This window comes from Maribacter sp. BPC-D8 (assembly GCF_035207705.1).
In the GTDB taxonomy this organism is placed as follows: Bacteria; Bacteroidota; Bacteroidia; order Flavobacteriales; family Flavobacteriaceae; genus Maribacter.
Window position 1 is genome coordinate 2103937 of the sequence record NZ_CP128187.1, and the last position, 22837, is coordinate 2126773.

At 35.0% G+C, this 22837-nt stretch carries 24 protein-coding genes; 12 read left to right on the forward strand and 12 right to left on the reverse strand.

Going from position 1 to position 22837, the window contains the following annotated elements:
• Positions 1 to 3: 3 nt before the first annotated feature.
• The 4 genes from QSV08_RS09440 to atpD are packed head-to-tail and all read right to left on the reverse strand — an operon-like array spanning position 4 to position 2492.
• A complete protein-coding gene (locus QSV08_RS09440; protein ID WP_324028129.1) occupies positions 4 to 303 on the reverse strand; it encodes an ATP synthase subunit I in 300 nt (99 codons plus the stop codon).
• Positions 296 to 622, reverse strand: a complete 327-nt coding sequence (locus QSV08_RS09445; RefSeq protein ID WP_165748490.1) for an AtpZ/AtpI family protein — start codon at positions 620 to 622, stop codon at positions 296 to 298. Before QSV08_RS09445 ends, QSV08_RS09440 begins: the two co-directional genes overlap by 8 nt.
• The gene (locus QSV08_RS09450) at positions 619 to 1008 is read right to left on the reverse strand and encodes a F0F1 ATP synthase subunit epsilon (RefSeq protein ID WP_324028130.1); all 390 of its coding nucleotides are present in this window, start codon (positions 1006 to 1008) and stop codon (positions 619 to 621) included. Before QSV08_RS09450 ends, QSV08_RS09445 begins: the two co-directional genes overlap by 4 nt.
• Positions 1009 to 1025: 17 nt before the next feature.
• Positions 1026 to 2492: a F0F1 ATP synthase subunit beta gene (gene atpD / locus QSV08_RS09455; RefSeq protein WP_324028131.1), complete on the reverse strand. Its 1467-nt coding sequence runs from the start codon at positions 2490 to 2492 to the stop codon at positions 1026 to 1028.
• Between the two features lie 175 nt (positions 2493 to 2667).
• On the opposite strand from atpD, the gene ppsA reads away from it, so the two are divergent.
• Genes ppsA through glk form a run of 6 tightly spaced genes read left to right on the forward strand, consistent with a single transcriptional unit; the run spans position 2668 to position 9897 of the window.
• On the forward strand, positions 2668 to 5076 hold the full coding sequence (gene ppsA, locus QSV08_RS09460) for a phosphoenolpyruvate synthase (RefSeq protein WP_324028132.1): 2409 nt from the start codon (positions 2668 to 2670) through the stop codon (positions 5074 to 5076).
• A gap of 20 nt (positions 5077 to 5096) precedes the next feature.
• On the forward strand, positions 5097 to 6092 hold the full coding sequence (locus tag QSV08_RS09465) for a 2-hydroxyacid dehydrogenase (RefSeq protein ID WP_324028133.1): 996 nt from the start codon (positions 5097 to 5099) through the stop codon (positions 6090 to 6092).
• Between the two features lies 1 nt (position 6093).
• Positions 6094 to 6783: a 2,3-bisphosphoglycerate-dependent phosphoglycerate mutase gene (locus QSV08_RS09470; protein WP_324028134.1), complete on the forward strand. Its 690-nt coding sequence runs from the start codon at positions 6094 to 6096 to the stop codon at positions 6781 to 6783.
• Positions 6784 to 6804: 21 nt separating this feature from the next.
• On the forward strand, positions 6805 to 7752 hold the full coding sequence (locus QSV08_RS09475; protein WP_324028135.1) for a 1-phosphofructokinase family hexose kinase: 948 nt from the start codon (positions 6805 to 6807) through the stop codon (positions 7750 to 7752).
• A 15-nt stretch (positions 7753 to 7767) separates the two neighbouring features.
• On the forward strand, positions 7768 to 8814 hold the full coding sequence (locus tag QSV08_RS09480) for a class I fructose-bisphosphate aldolase (RefSeq protein ID WP_324028136.1): 1047 nt from the start codon (positions 7768 to 7770) through the stop codon (positions 8812 to 8814).
• Positions 8815 to 8823: 9 nt separating this feature from the next.
• Positions 8824 to 9897, forward strand: a complete 1074-nt coding sequence (gene glk, locus QSV08_RS09485; RefSeq protein ID WP_324028137.1) for a glucokinase — start codon at positions 8824 to 8826, stop codon at positions 9895 to 9897.
• Between the two features lie 63 nt (positions 9898 to 9960).
• Here the strand turns inward: glk and QSV08_RS09490 are convergent, their stop codons facing one another.
• The 3 genes from QSV08_RS09490 to QSV08_RS09500 form a co-directional block, all read right to left on the reverse strand.
• Positions 9961 to 10392 (reverse strand): hypothetical protein, encoded by a 432-nt coding sequence (locus QSV08_RS09490; RefSeq protein WP_324028138.1) that lies wholly within the window; start codon positions 10390 to 10392, stop codon positions 9961 to 9963.
• 45 nt (positions 10393 to 10437) lie between these two features.
• The gene (locus QSV08_RS09495) at positions 10438 to 11223 is read right to left on the reverse strand and encodes a universal stress protein (protein ID WP_324028139.1); all 786 of its coding nucleotides are present in this window, start codon (positions 11221 to 11223) and stop codon (positions 10438 to 10440) included.
• Positions 11224 to 11356: 133 nt separating this feature from the next.
• Positions 11357 to 12016, reverse strand: coding sequence for a WG repeat-containing protein (locus tag QSV08_RS09500; RefSeq protein ID WP_324028140.1), 660 nt, complete (start codon positions 12014 to 12016; stop codon positions 11357 to 11359).
• 267 nt (positions 12017 to 12283) lie between these two features.
• Here QSV08_RS09500 and QSV08_RS09505 point away from each other — a divergent pair, with 267 nt between their 5' ends.
• From QSV08_RS09505 to QSV08_RS09530, 6 genes are all read left to right on the forward strand, one after another.
• Entirely contained in the window at positions 12284 to 12634 is a 351-nt protein-coding gene (locus QSV08_RS09505; protein WP_324028141.1) for a carboxymuconolactone decarboxylase family protein, read from the forward strand.
• A gap of 15 nt (positions 12635 to 12649) precedes the next feature.
• A complete protein-coding gene (locus tag QSV08_RS09510) occupies positions 12650 to 13021 on the forward strand; it encodes a hypothetical protein (protein WP_324028142.1) in 372 nt (123 codons plus the stop codon).
• 375 nt (positions 13022 to 13396) lie between these two features.
• Positions 13397 to 13960, forward strand: coding sequence for an HdeD family acid-resistance protein (locus QSV08_RS09515; RefSeq protein ID WP_324028143.1), 564 nt, complete (start codon positions 13397 to 13399; stop codon positions 13958 to 13960).
• Between the two features lie 89 nt (positions 13961 to 14049).
• Complete coding sequence (locus QSV08_RS09520; RefSeq protein ID WP_324028144.1) at positions 14050 to 15990, forward strand: oleate hydratase; 1941 nt, start codon at positions 14050 to 14052, stop codon at positions 15988 to 15990.
• A gap of 116 nt (positions 15991 to 16106) precedes the next feature.
• Positions 16107 to 17165 carry an ArsO family NAD(P)H-dependent flavin-containing monooxygenase gene (locus QSV08_RS09525; RefSeq protein ID WP_324028145.1) on the forward strand — a complete coding sequence of 353 codons (1059 nt, stop codon included), beginning with the start codon at positions 16107 to 16109 and terminating at the stop codon, positions 17163 to 17165.
• Between the two features lie 177 nt (positions 17166 to 17342).
• Positions 17343 to 17819, forward strand: coding sequence for a Dps family protein (locus QSV08_RS09530; RefSeq protein WP_324028146.1), 477 nt, complete (start codon positions 17343 to 17345; stop codon positions 17817 to 17819).
• A gap of 87 nt (positions 17820 to 17906) precedes the next feature.
• Here QSV08_RS09530 and bglX read toward each other — a convergent pair whose 3' ends face one another.
• The 5 genes from bglX to QSV08_RS09555 form a co-directional block, all read right to left on the reverse strand.
• Positions 17907 to 20180: a beta-glucosidase BglX gene (bglX, locus tag QSV08_RS09535; protein WP_324028147.1), complete on the reverse strand. Its 2274-nt coding sequence runs from the start codon at positions 20178 to 20180 to the stop codon at positions 17907 to 17909.
• 233 nt (positions 20181 to 20413) lie between these two features.
• Positions 20414 to 20779 carry a hypothetical protein gene (locus QSV08_RS09540; RefSeq protein WP_324028148.1) on the reverse strand — a complete coding sequence of 122 codons (366 nt, stop codon included), beginning with the start codon at positions 20777 to 20779 and terminating at the stop codon, positions 20414 to 20416.
• 145 nt (positions 20780 to 20924) lie between these two features.
• Positions 20925 to 21332 (reverse strand): hypothetical protein, encoded by a 408-nt coding sequence (locus tag QSV08_RS09545; protein WP_324028149.1) that lies wholly within the window; start codon positions 21330 to 21332, stop codon positions 20925 to 20927.
• A gap of 70 nt (positions 21333 to 21402) precedes the next feature.
• The gene (locus tag QSV08_RS09550) at positions 21403 to 22173 is read right to left on the reverse strand and encodes a sigma-70 family RNA polymerase sigma factor (protein ID WP_324028150.1); all 771 of its coding nucleotides are present in this window, start codon (positions 22171 to 22173) and stop codon (positions 21403 to 21405) included.
• Between the two features lie 156 nt (positions 22174 to 22329).
• A complete protein-coding gene (locus QSV08_RS09555) occupies positions 22330 to 22806 on the reverse strand; it encodes a hypothetical protein (protein ID WP_324028151.1) in 477 nt (158 codons plus the stop codon).
• Positions 22807 to 22837: the final 31 nt, after the last annotated feature.

Consider the following 22837-nt stretch of genomic DNA (forward strand, 5'->3'; position numbering starts at 1 on the left):
TTACTATTGTTTGTCTACTGTTATCGGTTTCATCTCTTTTATTCTTGTCATACGAACAACGACAAACCGAGCTATTATAAAACCCAAAAGACAAATCAGCATATATTTTAAATTATGTTGACCCATATAATAAAAGCCCAATAGCGTAATGCCTACTCGTATAAACAAACTCCCTATATACCATAGCGCAGGATTTTTCGAATCAAGCATTTTCTTTGAAGTAAACCAAAGTCCTCCAAAAAACAGGAGCCCTAAGCAAGAGCCGCCCAACAGTACCAATAAAGTCATAAGTAAATCATTCATCTTTTTTATTTTTATGTTCGTGCATTGATTTATTTTCTTTGTCTATCCATTGCCAAGCAAGTGCGCAGCCAACAAATAAACCGGCTATTAATAAGGTTAGTGTCCAAGAAAAAGTCTGCGGATATTCCTTATCCAACCAAACTCCTAATACGGCACCTAATACGGTTGGTACTGCAACAGACCAACCCACCATACCAAAAGTTCCAAAGCCTCTCCATTCACTTCTTTTCTCTTCGTTTCTGGCATATAACATTTGCCGTTCTTTATTATCTACCTCATCTAAAAAGTCGCTCTTATTATCATCGCTAGTCTTGTTCATGATTGACGAAGTTTTTTAATACCATGAATAAATTCACTTTCTAATTTGGCTACAGCTTTTCGCATATCTCTTTCCTCTTCATCTAAATTCACGAATTGGTTCGCTACCGCATTTCTAAGTTCGCCTAGGTCTGCACCAGCTATTGCATTCCTTACCGATACTTCAACATAACCGTCACGCTTTGTTAGTATACCTTCATCCATAGCTACAAAATGTTCTTTCCCTTCTTTTGTCTCATAGGTTAATATACCAGGTACCAAAGCAGCTACACAATCTAACCTTTGTGGTAAAAACCCATACGAACCAGCATTGGTATCTACTACTATGCGCTGCACATCTGAGATTTTCAGAAATATCTTAAACGGAAGTAGAATATGTAGCTCCATTATTTTTAGTTTTAAGTCTATACCTCTGCAGTTTCTTTTTTATCAGCGTCGGGGTTCTTTTCTTCTTTCTTCTGTTCTTTTTTGGCTTTTTCTATTGCCTCTTCAATAGTACCGATCATATAAAAAGCAGACTCTGGCAAATCTTTAAATTCATCTTTAAGAATACGCTCGCAGCCATCCAGGGCATCTTCTAATTTTACACCTTTTCCTTTAAGTCCGCTAAACTGCTCTGTTGTAAAAAAAGGCTGTGTAAAAAAGCGTTCTAAACGTCTAGCTCTATTAACCGTTGCACGATCCTTAACAGAAAGTTGTTCTAAACCAAGCATGGCAATAATATCTTTTAGCTCTTCGTATTGCGCTAATGTTTGTTTTATTTGCTGTAGAAGGTGGTAATGCCGCTCACCTATAACACCAGGTGTTGCCATTTTAGAACTAGACTGCAATAAATCTATAGCAGGAAAAAGTCCTTCGCCAGCCCTCTTTCTTGATAAGGTAATAGAAGCTGAGAGATGAGAAAATGTATGCACAGCTGCAGGATCGGTTAAATCATCTGCTGGTACATAAACTGCCTGTATACTAGTAATAGCCCCTGTATTGGTATTTGCTATTCGTTCTTCAAATTTTGAAAGCTCGGTACCCAAGGTTGGTTGGTAACCTAGTCTTGATGGCATTTGCCCCATAAGACCTGAAACCTCCATACCCGCTTGAATAAAACGAAACACATTATCAACAAGTAAAAGAACATCGCGGTGCTCTTCGTCCCTAAAATATTCTGCCATGGTTAAGGCGGCATGTCCTACCCTGAAACGAGCTCCAGGTGGTTCGTTCATTTGCCCGAACATCATTACCATATCTTTTAACACATCGGCTTTTTTCATATCGTGGTACAGCTCATGTCCTTCTCGGCAACGTTCTCCAATACCGCAAAACATGCTTATACCTTGGTGATACCCGACCATGTTATGAATCATCTCTGTAAGCAATACAGTTTTACCAACACCTGCCCCACCAAATAAACCCGCATTACCACCATGTTGTAGCGGCACCATTACATCAATAGCCTTTATCCCTGTTTCAAAAATTTCTGATTTTGTAGATCGTTTTGATAAGGGCGGTGGTAATTGGTGTACACTCTTTCGTTTCATTTCTGGCAACGCATCTCCATGATCAATAGTATTACCAAAAACATCGAACATGCGCCCCATAATCTCCTTTCCGACAGGTACGGTCAACTGTCCCCCATTTGTTTGTGCCTGCATACCTCTAGCCAAACCTTGGGTGGGCGTTAGTGCAATACCTCTAATTCTATTATCATCTAACTGAGATAGTACTTCAATGGCTATAGCATTATCCGGTCCGGTGTGTATTAAAGTATTTATAGATGGCAAATTCTTATCAAACCAAATATCTACCACACTACCACGTACAGCAACTACTCTACCCAAGTTTAAATTACCATTATTCCTTTTTAAGGTCGTTGCCATACTACTGTTCTTGTAAATGAAGTAGTAAAAGTATTTCTCATTCGCATGATAGTAAATGACCTAGGTCAGTAATGATTATTTTTTACCCATGACGTAGGTCATTTGCATTACTAAGTAAACAGTTGAAATTCGTATTCAGAAATCTTGGTCTTTAAGACCTTATAAATCTTTAGCGATGAAAAATTACATACGTCATTTCAATGAAATTAACATCAACGATGTACCTACGGTAGGAGGTAAAAATGCCTCTTTAGGAGAAATGTTTCAAAAGCTGACATCTAAAGGAGTACAGGTGCCAGATGGTTTTGCTACTACATCAGAAGCATACTGGCATTTTTTACAAGAAGTACATATTAAAAACGAGATTTTTGATCTTTTAGCAAAATTAGACAAGAAAGATTTCTCTAATTTAAAAGAAATTGGAGAAAGCGTTAGAAATACAATTCTAGCAACAGAAATACCTGAAGACATACAAGAATCTATTAATGAGGGCTACGATGCTTTAGCCAGTAAATATAAAGGCGACATATCATTAGCAGTACGAAGTAGCGCCACAGCTGAAGATTTACCTACCGCAAGTTTTGCGGGTCAGCAAGACACCTATTTAAACGTAAAAGGAAAAAAAGATTTAATTGATGCCTGCAAGAGATGTTACGCATCTTTATTTACAAATAGGGCTATAAAATATAGAGAAGATAATGGCTTTGACCACACAAAAGTTGCGCTATCTATTGGTATACAAATGATGGTTCGTTCAGATTTAGCAGCTTCTGGTGTAAACTTCACTCTAGATCCCGATACTGGTTTTGACCAAGTTGTAATGGTTTCTAGTATATACGGACTCGGCGAAAACATTGTTCAAGGTAGTATTAACCCCGATGACTATTTTGTTTATAAGCCTAGTTTAAAAAATGGCGTAGAACAGCCGATTATTTCTAGACGTTTGGGTAGTAAAGAAAAAACCATGGTCTATGATAAATCTGGTAGTGGCATTATAAATCTTGACACTCCAATAGAGAAACAAGAACAATATGTACTTACAGATGCAGAGGTTGTAAAACTTGCAAAATGGGGGCTGATTATTGAAGATCACTACCAACACCCTATGGATATTGAATGGGCAAAAGATGGTATTACCAATGAACTCTACATTGTTCAGGCTAGACCAGAAACCGTTCAAAGTAATAAGAAGGACAAACTAAAAATTAAAACGTACACCTTACGCAACAAGAGTAAAGAAATTACTCATGGCATGGGTCTGGGCAACAAAATTTCTTCTGGAAAAGCACGCATCTTACATAGCCCAGAAGAATCTGATAAATTACAAGAAGGCGAAATATTGGTTACAGAACGTACCAACCCAGATTGGGATCCCATTCTTAAAAAAGCAGCAGGTATTATCACCAACCAAGGTGGTAGAACTAGCCACGCCGCAATAGTTGCTCGTGAAGTAGGTGCTGCCGCAATTGTTGGTAGTAACAATGCCACCGAGGTAATAAAAGATGGTCAAGAAATAACCATTTCGTGTGCTGAAGGAGATACCGGTGTTGTGTACGACGGACTTTTAGAATGGGAAGAAAATGAAGTGGACTTATCAACCCTAGGCAAGCCTCATACTCAGCCTATGCTTATTTTGGCTGATCCAGATCAAGCGTTTAAATTCTCATTCTATCCTTCTGCAGGTGTAGGGTTAATGCGTATGGAATTTGTCATCAACAACTCCATTCAAATTCACCCAATGGCTTTAAAGCATTTTGACACTTTAAAAGATCAGGCGGTAAAAGATAAAATTCAAAAGTTAACGCACCACTACCCAGACAAAGCAGATTATTTTGTGCACAAACTTGCAGAAGGTATCGGTACTATTGCTGCTGCTTTTTACCCTAAAGATGTTATTGTTCGTACTAGCGATTTTAAAACAAATGAATATGCAAACCTTATTGGCGGTAAAGAGTTTGAACCAGTAGAATCAAACCCAATGCTCGGTTTTAGAGGAGCTTCTAGATACTACAACCCAAAATATCAAGATGCTTTTGAATTAGAATGTAAAGCATTGAAAAGGGTAAGAGAAACCATGGGTTTAAACAATGTAAAAGTTATGATTCCATTTTGCCGTACGTTAAAAGAAGCTGAGAAAGTAGTAGCCGTTTTAGAGAAAAATGGTTTAAAAAGAGGCGAAAACGGACTTCAGCTATATATGATGGCCGAGATCCCTAACAACATTATTCTAGCCGAACAGTTTGCCAAATATTTTGACGGGTTTTCAATTGGTTCTAATGATTTAACCCAATTAACTTTAGGTGTAGATCGAGATTCTGAATTGTTGAGCGATATTTTTGATATTAATGATATAGGGGTAAAACAAATGATTGCCATGGTTATTGAATCTGCGAATAAAACCAATACTAAAATCGGACTCTGCGGTCAGGCACCAAGCGATTATCCTGAGTTTGCCCAATTTCTTGTAGAGAAAGGGATCAACTCCATATCCTTTAATCCAGATGCGTTGATTTCAGGTATCAAAAACATAAATAAGGCAGAGAAAAATATTGTTGAATACGGCATGGCTGAAAGCAGCAATTAATGCCCCTTTAGAATATAAAAATGAAAATAGCAATATTCAACGTTCATAATTGGGAGAAAGATTATTTACAAAGTGCCAGTAAAGACAAGCATAATCTTAAAATGTTTGACACCTACTTAACCATAGACACTGTAGATTTAGCTAAAGATTGTGATGCCATCTGTATTTTTACTGAAGACAATGCATCTGCACCTATTCTAGATAGATTACATGAACTTGGGGTTAAGTACGTGGCATTGCGCTCTGCAGGTTTCAACAATATTGATGTGCCGCATGCACAGAAACTGGGTATTCGTATTGCACGAGTACCCGAATATTCGCCTTATGCAATTGCAGAGTTTACAGTAGGTGTCATGCTTGCTCTTAACCGAAAATTAGTAAGAACCCACTACCGAATTATGGAAATGAATTTTTCATTGAACGGCCTTGTTGGTTTTGACATGAACGGTAAAACAGTAGGTATCATCGGTACTGGTAAAATTGGTAGCGTTGTTGCTAAAATTTTACACGGTTTTGGTTGTAAACTATTGCTTTATGACATTTTTGAGAACAAAGCTCTAATAGAAGAATATGGAGCAACATACACCGATTTAGATTCTTTAGTCGAGCAATCTGATATTATCACCCTGCATGCCCCTCTTAATAAAAAGACACATCATCTTATTAATAAAGATAGAATAGCAAAGATGAAGAAAGGCGTAATGCTAATCAACGCAGGTCGTGGTGGTTTGGTAAATACACAAGATGTCATAAATGGATTAAAAACCGGACAAGTAGGATACTTTGGAATGGATGTGTATGAGGAAGAAAAAGGACTCTATTTTGAAGACCACTCTGAAGATATTCTTCAAGATGATGCCATGGCGCGTTTAATGACACTTAGAAATGTATTGATAAGTAGTCACCAGGCATTTTTAACCGAGACAGCATTGCAAAACATCTCACGAATAACCTTTGAAAATCTAGAATGCATGGAAAAAGGTGCTGATTGTAAAAATGAAATTAAAATAACTTAACATGGGAAAATTAGTATTGGTACGACATGGTAAAAGTCTCTGGAACGTAAAAAATGTTTTTACGGGATGGACAGATATTGACTTGGCACCAGAAGGAATCGAGGAAGCTAAAATAGCCGGAGAACTTATTAAATCTAACCTTATAGATATTGATATTTGTTTTTCCTCATATCTAAAAAGAGCTATACGAACTGCTTGGATTATATTAGAAACAGCAGAAATGATGCATGTAGACTGCAAGTATAGCTGGAAGCTGAACGAAAGACATTATGGAGATTGGCAGGGAAAAAATAAAGACGAAGTACTAAATGAGTATGGAGAAGAATTCTTTCTAAACGTACGAAGAGGTTATGACACCCCACCCCCTAGCCTTCCGACTTTTGACAAAAGATGTCCTGAATATGATTCGAACTATAAAGCGTTAGATTCTTCTATTTTACCCTTGGCAGAATCGCTCAAAGACACTTCGAAAAGAGTAATCAATTATTTTTTTGAAGCTATTGCACCAGAATTAGCTCAAGGTAAAACTGTTTTAATAGCCGCTCATGGTAACTCATTACGAGCACTCATTGAGTTTCTAGAACATATTTCGACCGAAGATATTGCCAAACTAGAAGTGGCTACAGGCATACCTCATTTGTATGAGTTTGATGCCAAACTAAATGTAATTGATCACCACCAGCTAAAATAAGTAGCACAATAAAAAATAATTATGTCACGCATAATAACACTAACCGTAAACCCGGCAATTGATAAAAACACAACAGTTGCAGGTATTAGGCCTAATTCAAAATTACGATGTACCGAACCCACTTTTGACGCAGGTGGTGGCGGTATTAATGTATCTAGAGCCATTCAGAATTTAGGAGGCTCATCACTCTGCAGCTACTTTGCCGGTGGACCAACCGGAGCATTCTTAAAACATCTTTTAGATGAAAAAAACATAGAACAATCTATCATTGAAATAGAAGGCTTTACTCGTGAAAATCTAGCAGTAACAGATACGAGCACCAATCAACAATTCAGATTCGGAATGCCAGGTCCTTCCATTAAAAAAGTAGAATGGCAAAACGGATTAAAACAACTTGAATTACAGCTCGAAAAAGATGATTATTTGGTTGCCAGCGGTAAGTTGCCACCCAATGTACCCGATGATTTTTATGTAAAAGTTAGCCAAATAGCAGAAAAAAAAGAAGCCAAATTTATTCTTGACACCTCTGGCGAACCTTTATTAAAAGCTGCCAATTCTAAAGTTTATATGCTTAAACCAAACTTAGCTGAACTTGGCATGCTTTGTAACGAACCCTCTATTACAGACTTAAAACTAAAATCATTAGCCAAAACTTTTTTAGAGCATAATGATTGTAAAATTCTTGTTGTTTCTCTCGGTCCAAAAGGAGCCTTACTGGCCACTAAAGAAGAAATGATACAAATACCAGCTCCTGTAGTTCACCAAAAAAGTACCATTGGTGCAGGTGACAGTATGGTTGCAGGCATGGTTATGAGTCTTATTTGGGAAAGGTCTTTTAGCGATATGGTTAGGTATGGTGTAGCATGTGGCACCGCAGCTACAATGCACCACGGTACACAGCTGTGTTTTAAAAAAGATGCAGACAAATTATATGAATGGATTAAAAAACAAAAATCCATCAAAGAATAAATTAAAATACGCGGTATGGAACTTGAAAAATATTTAAAAGAAGAAACTTTCTACTTACTAGATCATGAATGTACTACTATTCCAAAAGAAAATATTCATCTACCAGGTCCTGATTTTGTGGATAGAATAATGGCATCAACAGACCGATCAAATAAAGTTTTAGGCAGTTTACAACAAATATTCAATCATGGTAGACTGGCAGGTACAGGGCACCTTTCCCTATTACCTGTAGATCAAGGTGTAGAACATTCTGCAGGTGCTAGCTTTGCACCAAATCCTGCATATTTTGATCCAGAAAATATTGTAAAACTTGCTATGGAGGGTGGTTGTAATGCTGTTGCCTCAACATTAGGTGTATTGGGGGCCGTTTCTAGAAAATATGCACATAAAATTCCTTTTTTAGTTAAACTGAACCATAACGAGTTACTTACATACCCCAATACTTTTGATCAAATCTATTTTGCACAAGTAGAACAAGCTTGGAATATGGGTGCCGTAGCCGTTGGTGCAACTATATATTTTGGCTCTACAGAATCTGACCGCCAAATTCAAGAAACCTCTAAAGCTTTTAAAAGGGCGCATGAGCTAGGTATGGCTACAGTACTTTGGTGTTACTTACGTAATGATGCATTTAAAACAGACAAAGACTATGCTTTAAGTGCAGACTTAACGGGGCAAGCAAACCACCTTGGTGTTACCATTGAGGCAGATATCATAAAACAGAAACAGCCAAGTAATAATGGTGGTTTTCTAGCATTAGAAAATTTTGGAAAAACCAGTGACCTTGTTTACAGTAAGCTCACTACCAACCACCCAATAGATTTAACAAGATACCAAGTTGCAAATTGCTATATGGGGCGAGCCGGACTTATTAATTCTGGCGGTGCATCCGGTGATGATGATTTTGCCGCTGCAGTACGTACAGCTATAATTAATAAAAGAGCTGGTGGTATGGGTTTAATTTCTGGTAGAAAAGCTTTTCAAAGACCTATGAAAGAAGGGGTACAATTACTAAATCTTATACAAGACATTTATTTAGATCCAGCAATTACAATCGCCTAATAAAATCATATGAAAATGACAGAAAGACTTTCTATACCTATCGGCCAAAACTCTTTAATACCATTAGCAGTAGGTAATAAATATAAAATAAGCGCAAAAAATAGTTTTGTGCTAGCTGGTGACATTGGAGGTACGAAAACCAACCTTGCACTTTTCGAATATAATGAGGGTCAACTATTTCAAATAAAGAAAAACTCATATAAAACTAAAGATTACACTTCGCTGTTAGAAATCATCAAAGAATTCGAAATAAGTGAAATGAACAAAATCGATAGTATTTGTTTTGGTGTTGCAGGTCCTATCACAAAAGGTAAAGTTCACGGCACTAATTTTCCTTGGGATATTGATACCGAAGAGCTTGTAAAAGCTCTTGACCTGAAATCTATTTATCTTATAAACGATATGGAAGCCAATGCGTATGGGCTGGCAGCACTCGAAGAAAAAGATTTAGACCCTTTAAAGTATGGTTCTAAAATAGAAGGTAATGCAGTTATTATTTCTCCAGGTACCGGTTTGGGTGAAGCAGGCTTATATTGGGACGGCAAAGCGTATCATCCATTTGCTACAGAAGGCGGGCATTGTGATTTTAGCCCCAGATACGATTTTGACCTTGAGATATGGAAGTACTTTCAACAGAAATATGGTCATGTTAGTTGGGAACGTTTATTATCTGGTCAAGGCATTAGAGATACCTACCAACTTATACGTAATGTGAGCGGAGTAAAAGAAAGTGATGCTTTTAGGGCTAGAATGGCAGAAGAAGATCCTGCCGCGGTTATAACCAAAACTGCATTAGCCGGCACAGACCCGGTATGCATAGAAACGCTTGAGCTGTTTATTCGATTTTTAGCAATAGAAACATCTCAACTTGCTTTAAAATTTAAAGCTACAGGTGGCATTTATATTGGTGGTGGCATTATGCCAAAAATAATTAAAGGAATGAATAGAGAGGTATTTACCGATAACTTCATGCAATCTGGTCGATTGAATTCTCTTTTAGAAATGGTACCGGTAAATGTTATTCTCAATGAAAACACAGCTTTATTGGGAGCTGCGTATTATGCTACAATGTCAATAGAATAAAACGAAAAACTACTTTAGGATTTAATACCTAAAGTAGTTTTAAATTATAGCTCTTGTCTGAGTTTAAAATTTATCGGCATTTACATCAAACTCAATGACTTTAAAAAGTTGTCTTCTATTGGTCTTCGTATTTGCTATAAACTGAACAATATCTTCTTCAAGTTCTTTATGTTCACTTCTAAATGATTTAATTTCTTGATGTTCACTATCATCTATAATCTGAGCTAAATATGCCAAATGCTTTTTAATTCTTTGTAATAGCTCATCACAATCTCTTGTATCTTTTAGAATACTTTCCCCTACCCTAGTTATATTATCTAAATTAACTTTAGCAGTTGTCCACGTGAAATATTTATCTTCTAGATGACGTAAAAATTTAAGGTCGTCTTTATAAAACAACAATTCAGATTGCCAATGCTCTGTCAAAAGATAAAGCTCTTCTAAACTTCCTTCATCTATAAAATCTCCTTTAGGTCTACTTCTTAAATACTCCATATAGCTTACTTATTTAAACCATTATTTGCGTTCTTTAATCAAAACTTATTCTAGAATCAACAAAGGTATTTTAGAGTTTAAAATGAGTCTTTGCGTTAATTCAGCTTCAGATGGTTTACCACTTTCAGCATGGTTTCTAGGAAGAATAGTTACAAGATCAATTTCATTTTTTATGCCATAGGTATTTATTCCGTCTAAAATATCATCGTTTTTTATGAAAGCGCGTTCTTGATAAAACGTTTCTAAATAATATTCTATGGCACTCTCGTTCTTTTCTTCTTCTTTACTATAACCATACAAAACAGGCTCGTTCTCAACGGTTAACACATGAACTTTAGCATTGAACTTACGGGCAATCATTAAAAGAGTAACTAGCCTTTTAGTATCATCAATTTCTTCTTTCCCTATCACTAAGGCAATATTTACCAGGTTGTATTCACTGTAACTTTTAGGAACGACTAAAACCGGACAATTACATGCTAAAACCAGTTTGGCAGTATTGGTATGCTGATTATCACCTAACTTATCATCACCAGCTGTTCCCATTATTATGAGATCTATTTTATCTTTTTTCTTGATTTCTAGTAACGTATCAACAAGTTTTCCTTCCTGTATTTCCCATTCCAGTTTATTCTGAAGAAGACCTGCATACTTTTTTTCTAAATTTTCGAAATTCTCTGGCGACAACTGTAGATTACAGTTTCCAGAAACATATGCCAAAACGATTTTAATGTGATCTAGTCTACCTACAAATTTTACAGCATATTCAAGAGCATTTCTTGAAGCTTTCGTAAAATCGAATGGTATCATTATAGTTTTAATTTTATCCATGATTTAAAAATTTAGAAATGACTTTTTTTTAGTCATTTAATTAAAAATAGATTCCGTTTGTATAAAATATCGCTGTCATATAATTTTAATAGCATTCATTTAGGCATGCTCAAAATCAATATGACGAATTAGCTTAATTATCGAGTTTAGGTTTAACAATCTTCCAGTTATTATTATCGTTTTTAACTTTCAATAAATCTGAACTAATCATCTGCGCTTGTAATTCTGGCAAATTGTATAGCTTTTTTGACATAACGATATTGTCCCTTTCTTGAATTGGCCATAATAGTTCACCTGATTCATTGACAACAATTTCAGTAAAGGCATAATCGTATATTTTCAATTGAAAAGGATTCTTACCTCGTAACGATTTACTTTCATAGATGCCAACAGCATAACCATCATTAAACTGACTTACATTTAAGAATTCTGCAGCAACAACTACTTTACCAGTTTTGTCCATAAAACCATATCTAGCGATACCATCATCTTGCATTTTCTTTATAGAACAGAGTCCGTTTTTAAATTGAGGAGAACCAATACCTTCAATACCAATATTCTTAGTATTCGGAGTCTTATTCCAAACTAAATCATCTCTAAACCCAATTACCAACTCACCTTCTTCATTAATAAAGCCCCATTGATTACCTTTTTTAACGGCAGCCAATCCTTCACTAAATGGTGCAATTTCATCTAAGTCCCCTACTATAGACTTATTAATTTCTTCAATCGATTGCGAAATTCCCATTAAGGGTATCAATAGCAACAATGCAATATTTAGTACATGTTTCATCATTTATTATTTTAAGGTTCATTCAAAATTATGTCTATCATTTGAAAAATAGAATGACTTGGGTCAGTTGCATTCTTTTAGATAAAGAATCTTTAAAAAGAAGGTTATTAAAAAACAGAATTAGACTTTTTTATACCGCAGAACACCCATGTATAAGGGTTATTGATTTTAATTTCTATCGATATTCAGTACTACTGACCTAAATCATATTCAAGCCTAAAGATTTAAAATAATTTTGAACTAGTTTAATTTCTAAAATATTGAATCATGATAAAAGACCATTCTAAACATTATAATGATCTAGTTCATTTAATAGGGGAACTAGGTGAAAAAATACCTGAAACTATAGGTGGTTTCAATAGCTTGCACAAGGCTAGCACAGCTGAAGGTGTATTGACTTCTAAAACTAAAGAGCTTATTGCTTTAGGTATTGCTATTACAGTTCGTTGCGATGGTTGTATTGCATTTCATGTACATGACGCGATAAAAGCCGGCGCTAGTTCTGAAGAAATTATAGAGACTATAGGTGTTGCTGTAATGATGGGTGGCGGACCTGCTCTTATGTATGGTTGTGAAGCCCTAGAAGCATTAAATCAATTTATAGTATTAGAAGACTAATTAAAATATAGTATTATGAAAGCAACAATTAACAATTCAGATTTACATTTTGAACACAAACAATGGGAGTCTGAGCTAGCCTTTTGGAATGATGAATTAAAAACATTCAATGACAGATTAGGCGAACTAGCAGCTCGTTGGACAGATAAAGACGTACTAAAGCAACTTGAACATTATCAAAATGAATTTATTCTTCATGGTAATGTTATCGAAGATTTACAAGAGGCTATTGAAAAGCATGAATTGAATATCGCAAATCATGAATCTTCATTAGATATAACAATGACGAACACGCACATGGATGTTCGAAATAAAATGGAAGCTGAAAGACAGATTTATATTGATCTCAAAAAAGAGTTCTTTAAGTTTTTATCAAAATATATGTAAAACAACATAGTAAGGGTTGTGTTCAGCAATCTTAACTAAAAAGGTTTGAAAAAAGCACGTTATTAGTTTCTATTGCAGAAATTAATAAGGTGCTTTTTTTGTAGAATTAATAGATCACTTTCATGCTATGCTAATTACTTTATCATGCAAAAAATCAACTACAACTACTGTTCAGAAATATCTCAATAGCAGATTTATACTATTAAAAATACTAGTCTCATTGCCATAGCAAAGTTTAAAATCAAAAAAATAATAGATTTTTTCTTGCACCTGACCTAGGTCATCCTATGCTACAACGTCTTACAATACATTTGAATATTGATTGAAACTCTAAGAGTTAAGAGGAATAAATATAAAAATCGTAAAACGAGAATTATGAACACAATATTAGATTCAGCTCAAAAGGCTGTAAAAAACTGGTGGATATCCATATTAGTAGGTATTCTATATGTTGGTATTGGAGTGTGGGTTATGCAAACTCCTCTAGAAAGTTACATATCGCTAAGTATTATATTTAGCACCTTCATCTTGATTTCTGGTATATTTCAAATTGCTTTTGCCGTTACCAATAAAAGTGACATGAAAGATTGGGGCTGGTATTTGTCTGGTGGTGTATTAGATCTATTAATCGGCATATTACTCATCACCCACCCAATGATGACCATGGCTATTTTACCACTCTATATTGGCTTTTGGTTACTTTTTCAAAGTATGTTATCTATTGGTCTCTCTTTTCAGCTAAAATCGTTCGGAACACTAGGTTGGGGCTGGTTGTTGTTTTGGAGTGTTATTACGCTCTTGTTTTCATTTTTACTCTTGTTTAATCCAATTTTAGCAGGCTTAAGCATTGTTTACATGACTGCTTTCGCTTTGATAACAGCTGGTATTTTTAGAGTTTTTCTTGGAATTAATCTTAAAAAAATTGGTAAAAATCTATAAGACATTTTCACAAAACACCTTAATGCAATCATTAGGGTGTTTCAGTATAAACTAATGATGTATCATAATTAAAAATAAAGTTAGAAACCATGGGAAAAATAACAGAGAAATTCGATAAAGTATTAAACGCATCGCAATTCCCAGGGCATGTAAATCACGCCCCAGATGCAAACAAAGAAGTAGTACATAATTCTAAAGATCAACCTATGCCTTTTGCTGATCTTACCGGTAACTATCAACGTAATAAAGGTATACCCTCTAAATCTTTTAAAGACAGTAAGGTTTACATTGTAGGCACCGGTATTGCGGGTCTATCTGCTGCATATTACTTTATACGTGACGGGCACATTCCCGGAAAAAACATTGTTTTTCTTGATAAAGTAGCTGTAGAAGGTGGTTCTCTTGACGGCTCAGGTAATGCTAAAGACGGTTACATTGTAAGAGGTGGTAGAGAAATGGAAATGACTTATGAGAATCTATGGGATATTTTTCAAGATATTCCTGCTTTAGAAATGCCAAAACCATATAGTGTTTTAGACGAATTTCGTTTATTGAATGATAATGACCCTAATTATTCAAAAGCTAGGTTAATTCATAATAATGGAGAAGTAAGAGATTTTAGCAAGTTTGATTTAGACAAATTAGATCAACTAGCTATTGTAAAGCTTTTACTGAAAAAGAAAGAAGATTTAGATGATATGACCGTTGAAAGTTATTTCAGCAACTCTTTTCTAACCAGTAAATTTTGGATTTTATTCCGTACCATGTTCGCTTTTGAAAACTGGCATAGTTTACTAGAATGCAAATTATACATGCACCGTTTCTTGCATCTTATAGATGGTTTTAAAGACCTGTCTTGTTTGGTGTTTCCAAAATACAATCAGTATGATACTTTCGTAAAACCATTGACCGATCATTTAAAATCTAAAGGTGTTAAAATAGAGTTCAACACCTTGGTTAAAGATTTAGATGTACAGATCAATACTGAAGGTAAAGTTGTTAAAGGCATTATCACCCAACAAGAAGGTAAAGAAGTTACTATTCCCGTAACTCAAAACGATTTTGTAATTGTTACCACGGCTTCCATGACCGAAGACACACATTACGGCGATAATACAAATGCACCTATTAAAGCAATTGATAACACCACAAGTGGTAAGAGTTCTGGTTGGTTGTTATGGAAAAACCTAGCAGCAAAATCTACTGTATTTGGTAACCCAGAAAAATTCTGTGGTTCTATTGAAAAATCTTCTTGGGAGTCTGCTACATTAACTTGTCGCCCTTCTGCTTTAACTGAGAAAATTAAGGAATACTGTGTAAACGATCCATATTCTGGGAAAGCAGCCACTGGCGGAATTGTATCTATCACCGATTCTAACTGGTTAATGAGCTTTACAATTAATCGTCAACCCCATTTTCCTGATCAACCAGATGATGTTTTGGTAATCTGGGTGTATGCCTTGTATATGCATAAAGACGGTAATTACACTAGAAAAACAATGCCACAAAGTACAGGTAATGAAATATTAGCTGAATTGTGTTTTCATATTGGTCTAGAAGATGAAATTGGTAGCATTATTAAAAACACCATTGTTAAAACTAGTTTTATGCCATACATAACTTCTATGTTTATGCCTAGAGCAACAGGAGACAGACCAGAAATAGTACCAGAGGGTTGTAAAAATTTAGGACTTGTAGGGCAGTTTGTTGAAACCAACAATGACGTTGTGTTTACGGTAGAAACTTCGGTTAGAACTGCTAGAACCGCTGTTTACAAACTATTGAATCTTAATAAGCAAGTACCCGATATTGCTGCTGGTCAGTATGATATTCGTCAGTTACTAAAAGCAGCTAAGGCTATAAACGATTACAAACCATTCCCCGGAGAAAGTGTTTTAAAACGCGTGCTAAAAGACACCTATTTTGAGCATATATTACCTGAAGGAGTAGAAGGTGAAGAGCAGCATGATTCTTTTTTCACCGAACAGTTAGATAAAATTAAAGGCTGGGCAAAAGAGCTTACGCATTAATTTTTAAAGCAGTTTACTTATCTTGTAAGTATAGCAAAAACTATCCCATTGGTTTTTAACCAATAGGATAGTTTTTAGATTTGCTGTAATAAGTGAAATCTTAAAAATTATTTGGTTTGAAAATATACGATATCATAATTATAGGTGGCGGACAAGCAGGGTTATCCGTTGGCTATTTTTTGAGAAGAAGCTCTTTGAGCTACCTGATATTGGATAATCAAAAAGAAGCTGGCGGTTCTTGGTTAAAAACCTGGGATAGTTTAAAATTATTTTCACCTTCAACCTATAGTTCCTTATCTGGTTGGGCGATGTCTAAAAGTGATGCGGAATATCCGACCAAATCAGAATTTATAGACTATGTATCAGCCTATGAAAAACGATACGGTTTTACTGTTCAAAGGCAAACCGAAGTTTTCAAAGTCGAAAAAGAAAATGGACTCTTCAAAACCGAAACCAGCAAAGGTGTTTTCTATTCAAAAGCATTAGTAAGCGCTACTGGGACGGCAGAAAATCCGTTTATACCCGATTACACAAAAAGCACTACATTCTCTGGTATACAAATGCATTCTGCGGATTATAAGAATCCGGATATTTTCAAAGAGAAAAAAACCTTGATTATAGGTGGAGGAAATTCTGGAGCACAAATATTAGCAGAAGTATCAAAAGTGACAAACACTCAATGGGTAACATTAAAAGAACCGCAATTTCTACCTGATGATATTGATGGGCGCTACCTTTTTAATGAAGCAACTCAAAAATTTCTAGGTAAACCAAAAGACACATCCGAGAAAAACCATAGTATTTCCCTAGCTAATATTGTTATGGTAGCCAGTGTAAAAGAAGCACGAAGCAGAAATGTGCTTCATGCCGTTCGCCCGTTCAAAGAATTTTATGAACATGGTGTTATCTGGCAAGACGGTACCAAAGAACAGTTTGATGCTGTTATCTGGTGTACCGGTTTTAAGGCAAATTTAAAACACCTAGAACCTTTAGCTGTTGTCGAAAACAATAAAGTAGAAACTACAAATACCCGCTCAACAAAAGAACCCAATCTATGGCTTGTGGGTTATGGTAATTGGACAGGTTTTGCCTCTGCCACAATTTACGGCGTGGGTAAAACAGCTCGCCAAACTGTAAAAGAAATTACACAGGCTTTAGCTAATACTGACAGCTAAAAACCTCATTTAAAGCATATTCCCGTTTCCGGTTTCTGCACAAATTAAGCTTAGCCTTTTCTTCGGCTAGTACTGCAATTGTAAAGTTTTCTTAAAAAACGATAACATGATTTGTATCAGTTTAATCGTTTTTGAATCTGAATACCTTTGGTATATTATTTAAAAAAACTTATAAAAATGAAAACACCGAACATAGGAATCTCAGCAGAAAACAGACAAGAAATCGCAGATCAGCTAGCAAAAATATTAGCAGATGAATTTGTACTCTATTCAAAAACATTAAACTTTCATTGGAATATAGAAGGTCCTGATTTTCATTCTGTACATCTTTATTTAGAAACCTTGTATGAAGAGCAACAAGAGGTTGTTGATACCGTAGCTGAAAAAATACGTGCTATAGGTCATTATGTTCCTGCAACGTTAAAAGATTATTCTCAATTGACTCATCTTACCGAAAAAACAAAAGGTAAAAATGATAGCCAAAGCATCTTTGCAGAGTTATTAGAAGACCATGAAAGTATCATAATTTTTATACGAGAAGAAATCGCACCAATAGCCGACAAATGGAAGGCTGAAGGTATAAGCGATTATATTACTGGCTTAATGGAACAACACGAGAAAACTGCTTGGATGCTTAGATCACATTTAGCATAGTTTTCATTACAAATGGATTTTAAAACCACTTATTAGTTTATAAAAAAGCTTCTAATTTTCAGACACTGAAAATTAGAAGCTTTTTATTTAGTCCTTCAATATAAAACCGGACTCCAATTTGGTGGCAGAACTTCCGCCAACAAAGACTTTAAAATCACCTGTCTCAGCTTCCCATTTATTATTTGCAGAATAGAATTCTAGGGTCTTCGCAGAAATAGTAAAACTCACCTTTTTAGTCTCGTCTGGTTTTAGAGAAACCATTTTAAAATCTTTCAATTCTTTTACTGGTCTAGCTCTACTGGCAAATAAATCTTGTATGTATAGCTGAGCAACTTCTTTACCCTCGTATTTTCCGGTGTTAGATAAATCAAAACTAACCTGCAAATTGCCTGTTTTTCTTAGTGATTCTGCACTCAACTTTAAATTATCATAGGTAAATGAGGTATAACTTAATCCGTAACCAAATTCATATAGAGGCGTGTTTACTTCATCTGAATAGTGCGTCCAAAAAACAAGGTCATTACCAGGGTTAGTAGGTCTACCCGTACTTAAATAATTATAATACAATGGTACCTGACCCACGTTTCTAGGAAAAGTCATAGGCAATTTACCACTTGGGTTATAATCGCCATAAAGTACTTTAGCAATAGCATCGCCACTAGTTGAACCCAATTGCCAAGCTTCTACTATGGCAGGTATATTTTCATCTGCCCAATTTATAGCTAGCGGTCTTCCGTTCATTAAAACCAAAACTATATTCTTATTTACAGCATACACCGCTTCTAATAATTCTTGCTGTAAACCAGGTAAATCTAAACTAGCTCTACTTCTACCCTCGCCAGACTGAAAACCATGCTCTCCTAATACCATGACGACTACATCTTTATTTTTAGCAACTGCTACAGCCTCAGCAATACCAGATCTATCTGTAGTGTTTATATCAAGTTCAAAGACAAATGCTTCTTTACCCTTTACAAATTCTACTCCTTTTTCATGGTATAATTTATTTCCTTTGTATTTCTTTAAACCTTCCATAACCGATACTGCAGAATTATCTTCCGCGGCAAGCCGCCAACCTCCTAACGGGCTATTCTTGTCAGCTGCTAACGGACCGATAACCGCTATATTCATTCCTTTCTTTTTTAAAGGCAACAATTGATTTTCATTTTTAAGAAGTACAATAGATTTTTCTGCCATATCTAAAGCTATGGCTTTGTTTTTGTCGCTTCCGATAACCGCTTTTTCTCGCTCTTCATTACAATATTTATAAGGATCGTCGAAAAGACCTAGTTCATATTTTACCCTTAAAATTCTTCTTACGGCATCATCAATTTTATCAACAGAAACTTTTTCCTCATTTACCAAATCTTTTAAATGCTTGACGTATAAATAAGATTCCATATCCATATCACTACCTGCATTTGCCGCACTTTCTGCAGCTGCTTTACCGTCTTTAGAATACCCATGAGCAACCATTTCGGTCATAGAACCCCAGTCAGAAACTACAAAGCCTTTATAGTCCCATTCCCCTTTTAAAACATCCCGTTGTAAAAAGGAATTACCAGTAGCCGGTATGCCATTAATTACATTAAATGAATTCATGAAAGTTTTTACATCAGCCTCTATCGCTGCCATAAACGGAGGAAAGATAGTATTGTACAATGTTGAAGTACCCACATCTACAGTATTGTAATCTCTACCTGCTTCTGAAAAACCATAACCTGCAAAATGTTTGGCTGTTGCAGCGATGGTATTGGGGGCAGAAAGGTCATCACCCTGAAACCCTGTAATTCTTGCTTTTGCAATTTGACTACCTAAATATGGGTCTTCCCCTGCACCTTCCATAACCCTACCCCAACGGGCATCTCTAGATATATCTACCATTGGGGCAAATGTCCAGTTAATACCAGTTGCAGATGCTTCATCGGCAGCCATTGCTGCAGATGCTTTTATAGCAGCCATATCCCAACTAGCAGATTCTGCCAATGGAACAGGACTTTGGGTTCTATACCCATGTATAACATCAAAACCGATGATTAAAGGAATACCCAATCGTGATTCTTCTACGACTATCTTCTGTACTTTACGAACCTCTTTTACGCCCGTAACGTTTAACATAGAACCTACCCAACCATTTTTAAGATGCTCATATTTACTAGAGGCATCACCTTCTTCAGGCACAGGGCCTGTAACGTTCCAGAACCCATTATACTGGTTCATTTGACCAACCTTTTCCTCAAGAGTCATTAGTTCCATTAAGGAGTCTATCTTTTTTTCTACAACAACATCAAATTTTGTTTGTGCGTAGTTGCTTTGGCTAAATACAAATAAACCAAAGGTGATTAATAAATATTTTTTCATGCTTTTTATTTTAATACAGCGTTTAATGGCAAATGAAATATAACCATAGAAGATTCGAATTTACTCCAAAATAATATTAAACACCAAGAGTAAAAAAACGCGAAATGATATATGAGCAAGAATTTCTTAAGCAGGTAAAATCTTAGAATACACTTCTTATAAGACATAAAGTATTTCATTCTTAAAATTTAAAGAATGTAAAACTTTTTTTTAGATTACAATTGAGAATATTTCTAATGAATATGATCACCATCTAAAAAGCGCTCTAATACTTTAAGTTGCCACTTACCCACTACTAATAATTTGGTTTCTGCATTCATTAATACGAGACCATACCCTAATCGAGACAGTTTACAATCACTTATAACCTCATTATCCATACTACTGAAAACCGGTTTAAAATGTTCTTTTAAATTTAATTTGGCATACTTAGCTACATTCATAGCTTTTGTAACAGCCTCACTAATTTGTTTAGGTGAAAGTCCGTCATACAGCAGGTCGCTTGCAAAATAATACAATCGTAACCCATAATAGAAATCCATAAAATTAGTGATACTGTCTGCATATTGGTGTTCTAACTTATATATTGAGACTTGCATAATAGAACCAGTTTTAAGTGTTGAAAGAATTAATTGAAGATATAGCAGAAACATTTTTAAAGTAAATCTGCTTGTATAAATAAGGGTAACAACTACGCTGAATTAATTGCAAAATTCAGAATAGTTATCACCCAAAAATTAGAAACTAAAGACTTTTTACATAATCAAAAACCATAAGTTTAAACTGACGAAAATTGCTTGTAAAGCTTTCCAATCGTGCCTTTAGCTGACGATGCTTTTCTCTGTAATCAGAATCAGAAAGACCTCGTTCACCCATTTCTAAATATGATAATACTTTTTCATGCTCTATAATATCATGTGCTAGATAGCCGAACAATTCTGAATGTACCTTATCTAAGTCTTTAAGTATTTTACCAAACGATTTTTGCGCATCATCTTTCGGTTTGTTTTTTTCTAACAAGTCAGCAAAAAATGTAGTTTCATATTTATAAAATGCTATGTTACTAAGCCATTCTTCACTTTCAAAATGAAGTACATCTAAACCTGCACCTAGTAATAATTCTGCCTTCGGATTTGTTGTTTTTGTTTTCATAATGTTAATCATAAAGTTTAATAATCTTTTAATTTTCTTATAAGTAGTAAGCGTTTAGATCAGACCCAACTTAATCTTTCGTATTAAATCGATTTATAAAACTAGCTTCTATAGTTTTTCTAGCTATTTCTAATAGCTCTTTTACTTCTTCTAAACTCTGATTTCTAATAGTTGCAATATCAGTAAGTGAGAATTGATATTCAGCTGCCAATTCGAACACAGCACGCACAGGTAATGGCAAATAATACAATACCATGTTAGTATGCTTTCTCTTGCTTTCGTCACTCAAATCTTTATCTAACTTCTCAAAGAATTCTTTCTGGTCATTTTCTACAAAAACATGGTTTAACACATAATCATTCTTTGGGTAAGAAATATCATCTAGTTCATCTATCATGACCAAATCACCACCTGCATCTGTGCTAAATTTCTCTTCCATTTCATCCCATTCAGGTTTAGAATAGTCGTCAATATTCTTAAGAAAATTATCATCAAATTCTTCATCTACTATACTTTCTTCTAAAAGTTCGTCTACTTTTTTAAACAACCAAGGATGTAAGTTTTCTGCAGTTTGAATTTGATTAAAATCATCAAAAACAACTATAAAAAGCTGATCTATAAAATCATCAACTTTATATTTACCTTTAGGTAGCGTCCCTTTTGATAATGCTATAATCAATCTTTTAGAAGTATATTTTTTTACTTGATAAAGATCATTAAGTAATAAATCATTAAATAAAGCTCGCTCGTCCTGTTCCTTAAAAAGAGCTAAATCTGAATATGTACTTGCTACAAATACATTAAATTCTTTCTTACTTTCATAATACTCAAGCGTGTCCATTTTATATCTTTTATTTAAATACCATATAAAAATGCGGATATATGTAAAAGAATACCATGACCTAAGTCAGTCTAACAAAAAAAATATAGAATAATTGGATTAGTTGTTATGGGTAAGAGAAAGACCTTTGGTATTGCTAAAATGAAGAGTCTTTATTTAATCAACCAATATTGATGCTATTTTCTCAACAGCGCTGTTATTTCCTCTAATGACAAGTAGGTAGTCACCATTGCTAAGATTTTTAACGCTTTCAGCTGCGTGTTGCTCACTTATGCCAAATCCTCTTAAAACACCATAAGGTCCGCCAGAGAGAATACCTATATTACTTTTACCTACGGGATTAAGAAATGTTGAAACTAAAAATCCGGAGACAAACAAATGACCTAATTCGCGATTATAGAACGAATCAAATTCCGTTTCTTCTCCTACTATTTTTTTTAGCAATTTTTGAATGTCATTTTTATGTAATGCAGATTGATGAGCAACATCAATATCGTTCGCATTACCGATTACAGAAATACCAATGCCATTATCATTCATTTCACGAATTGCTAATAATGCATTTTCTAATTCTGAAAAATTAGTATAGGAGTTTAGAAAAGTTTTTTTTAATTCTGACTGTGGGATATTCATTATGCTAACTATTTAGAGACATCAAATTTTA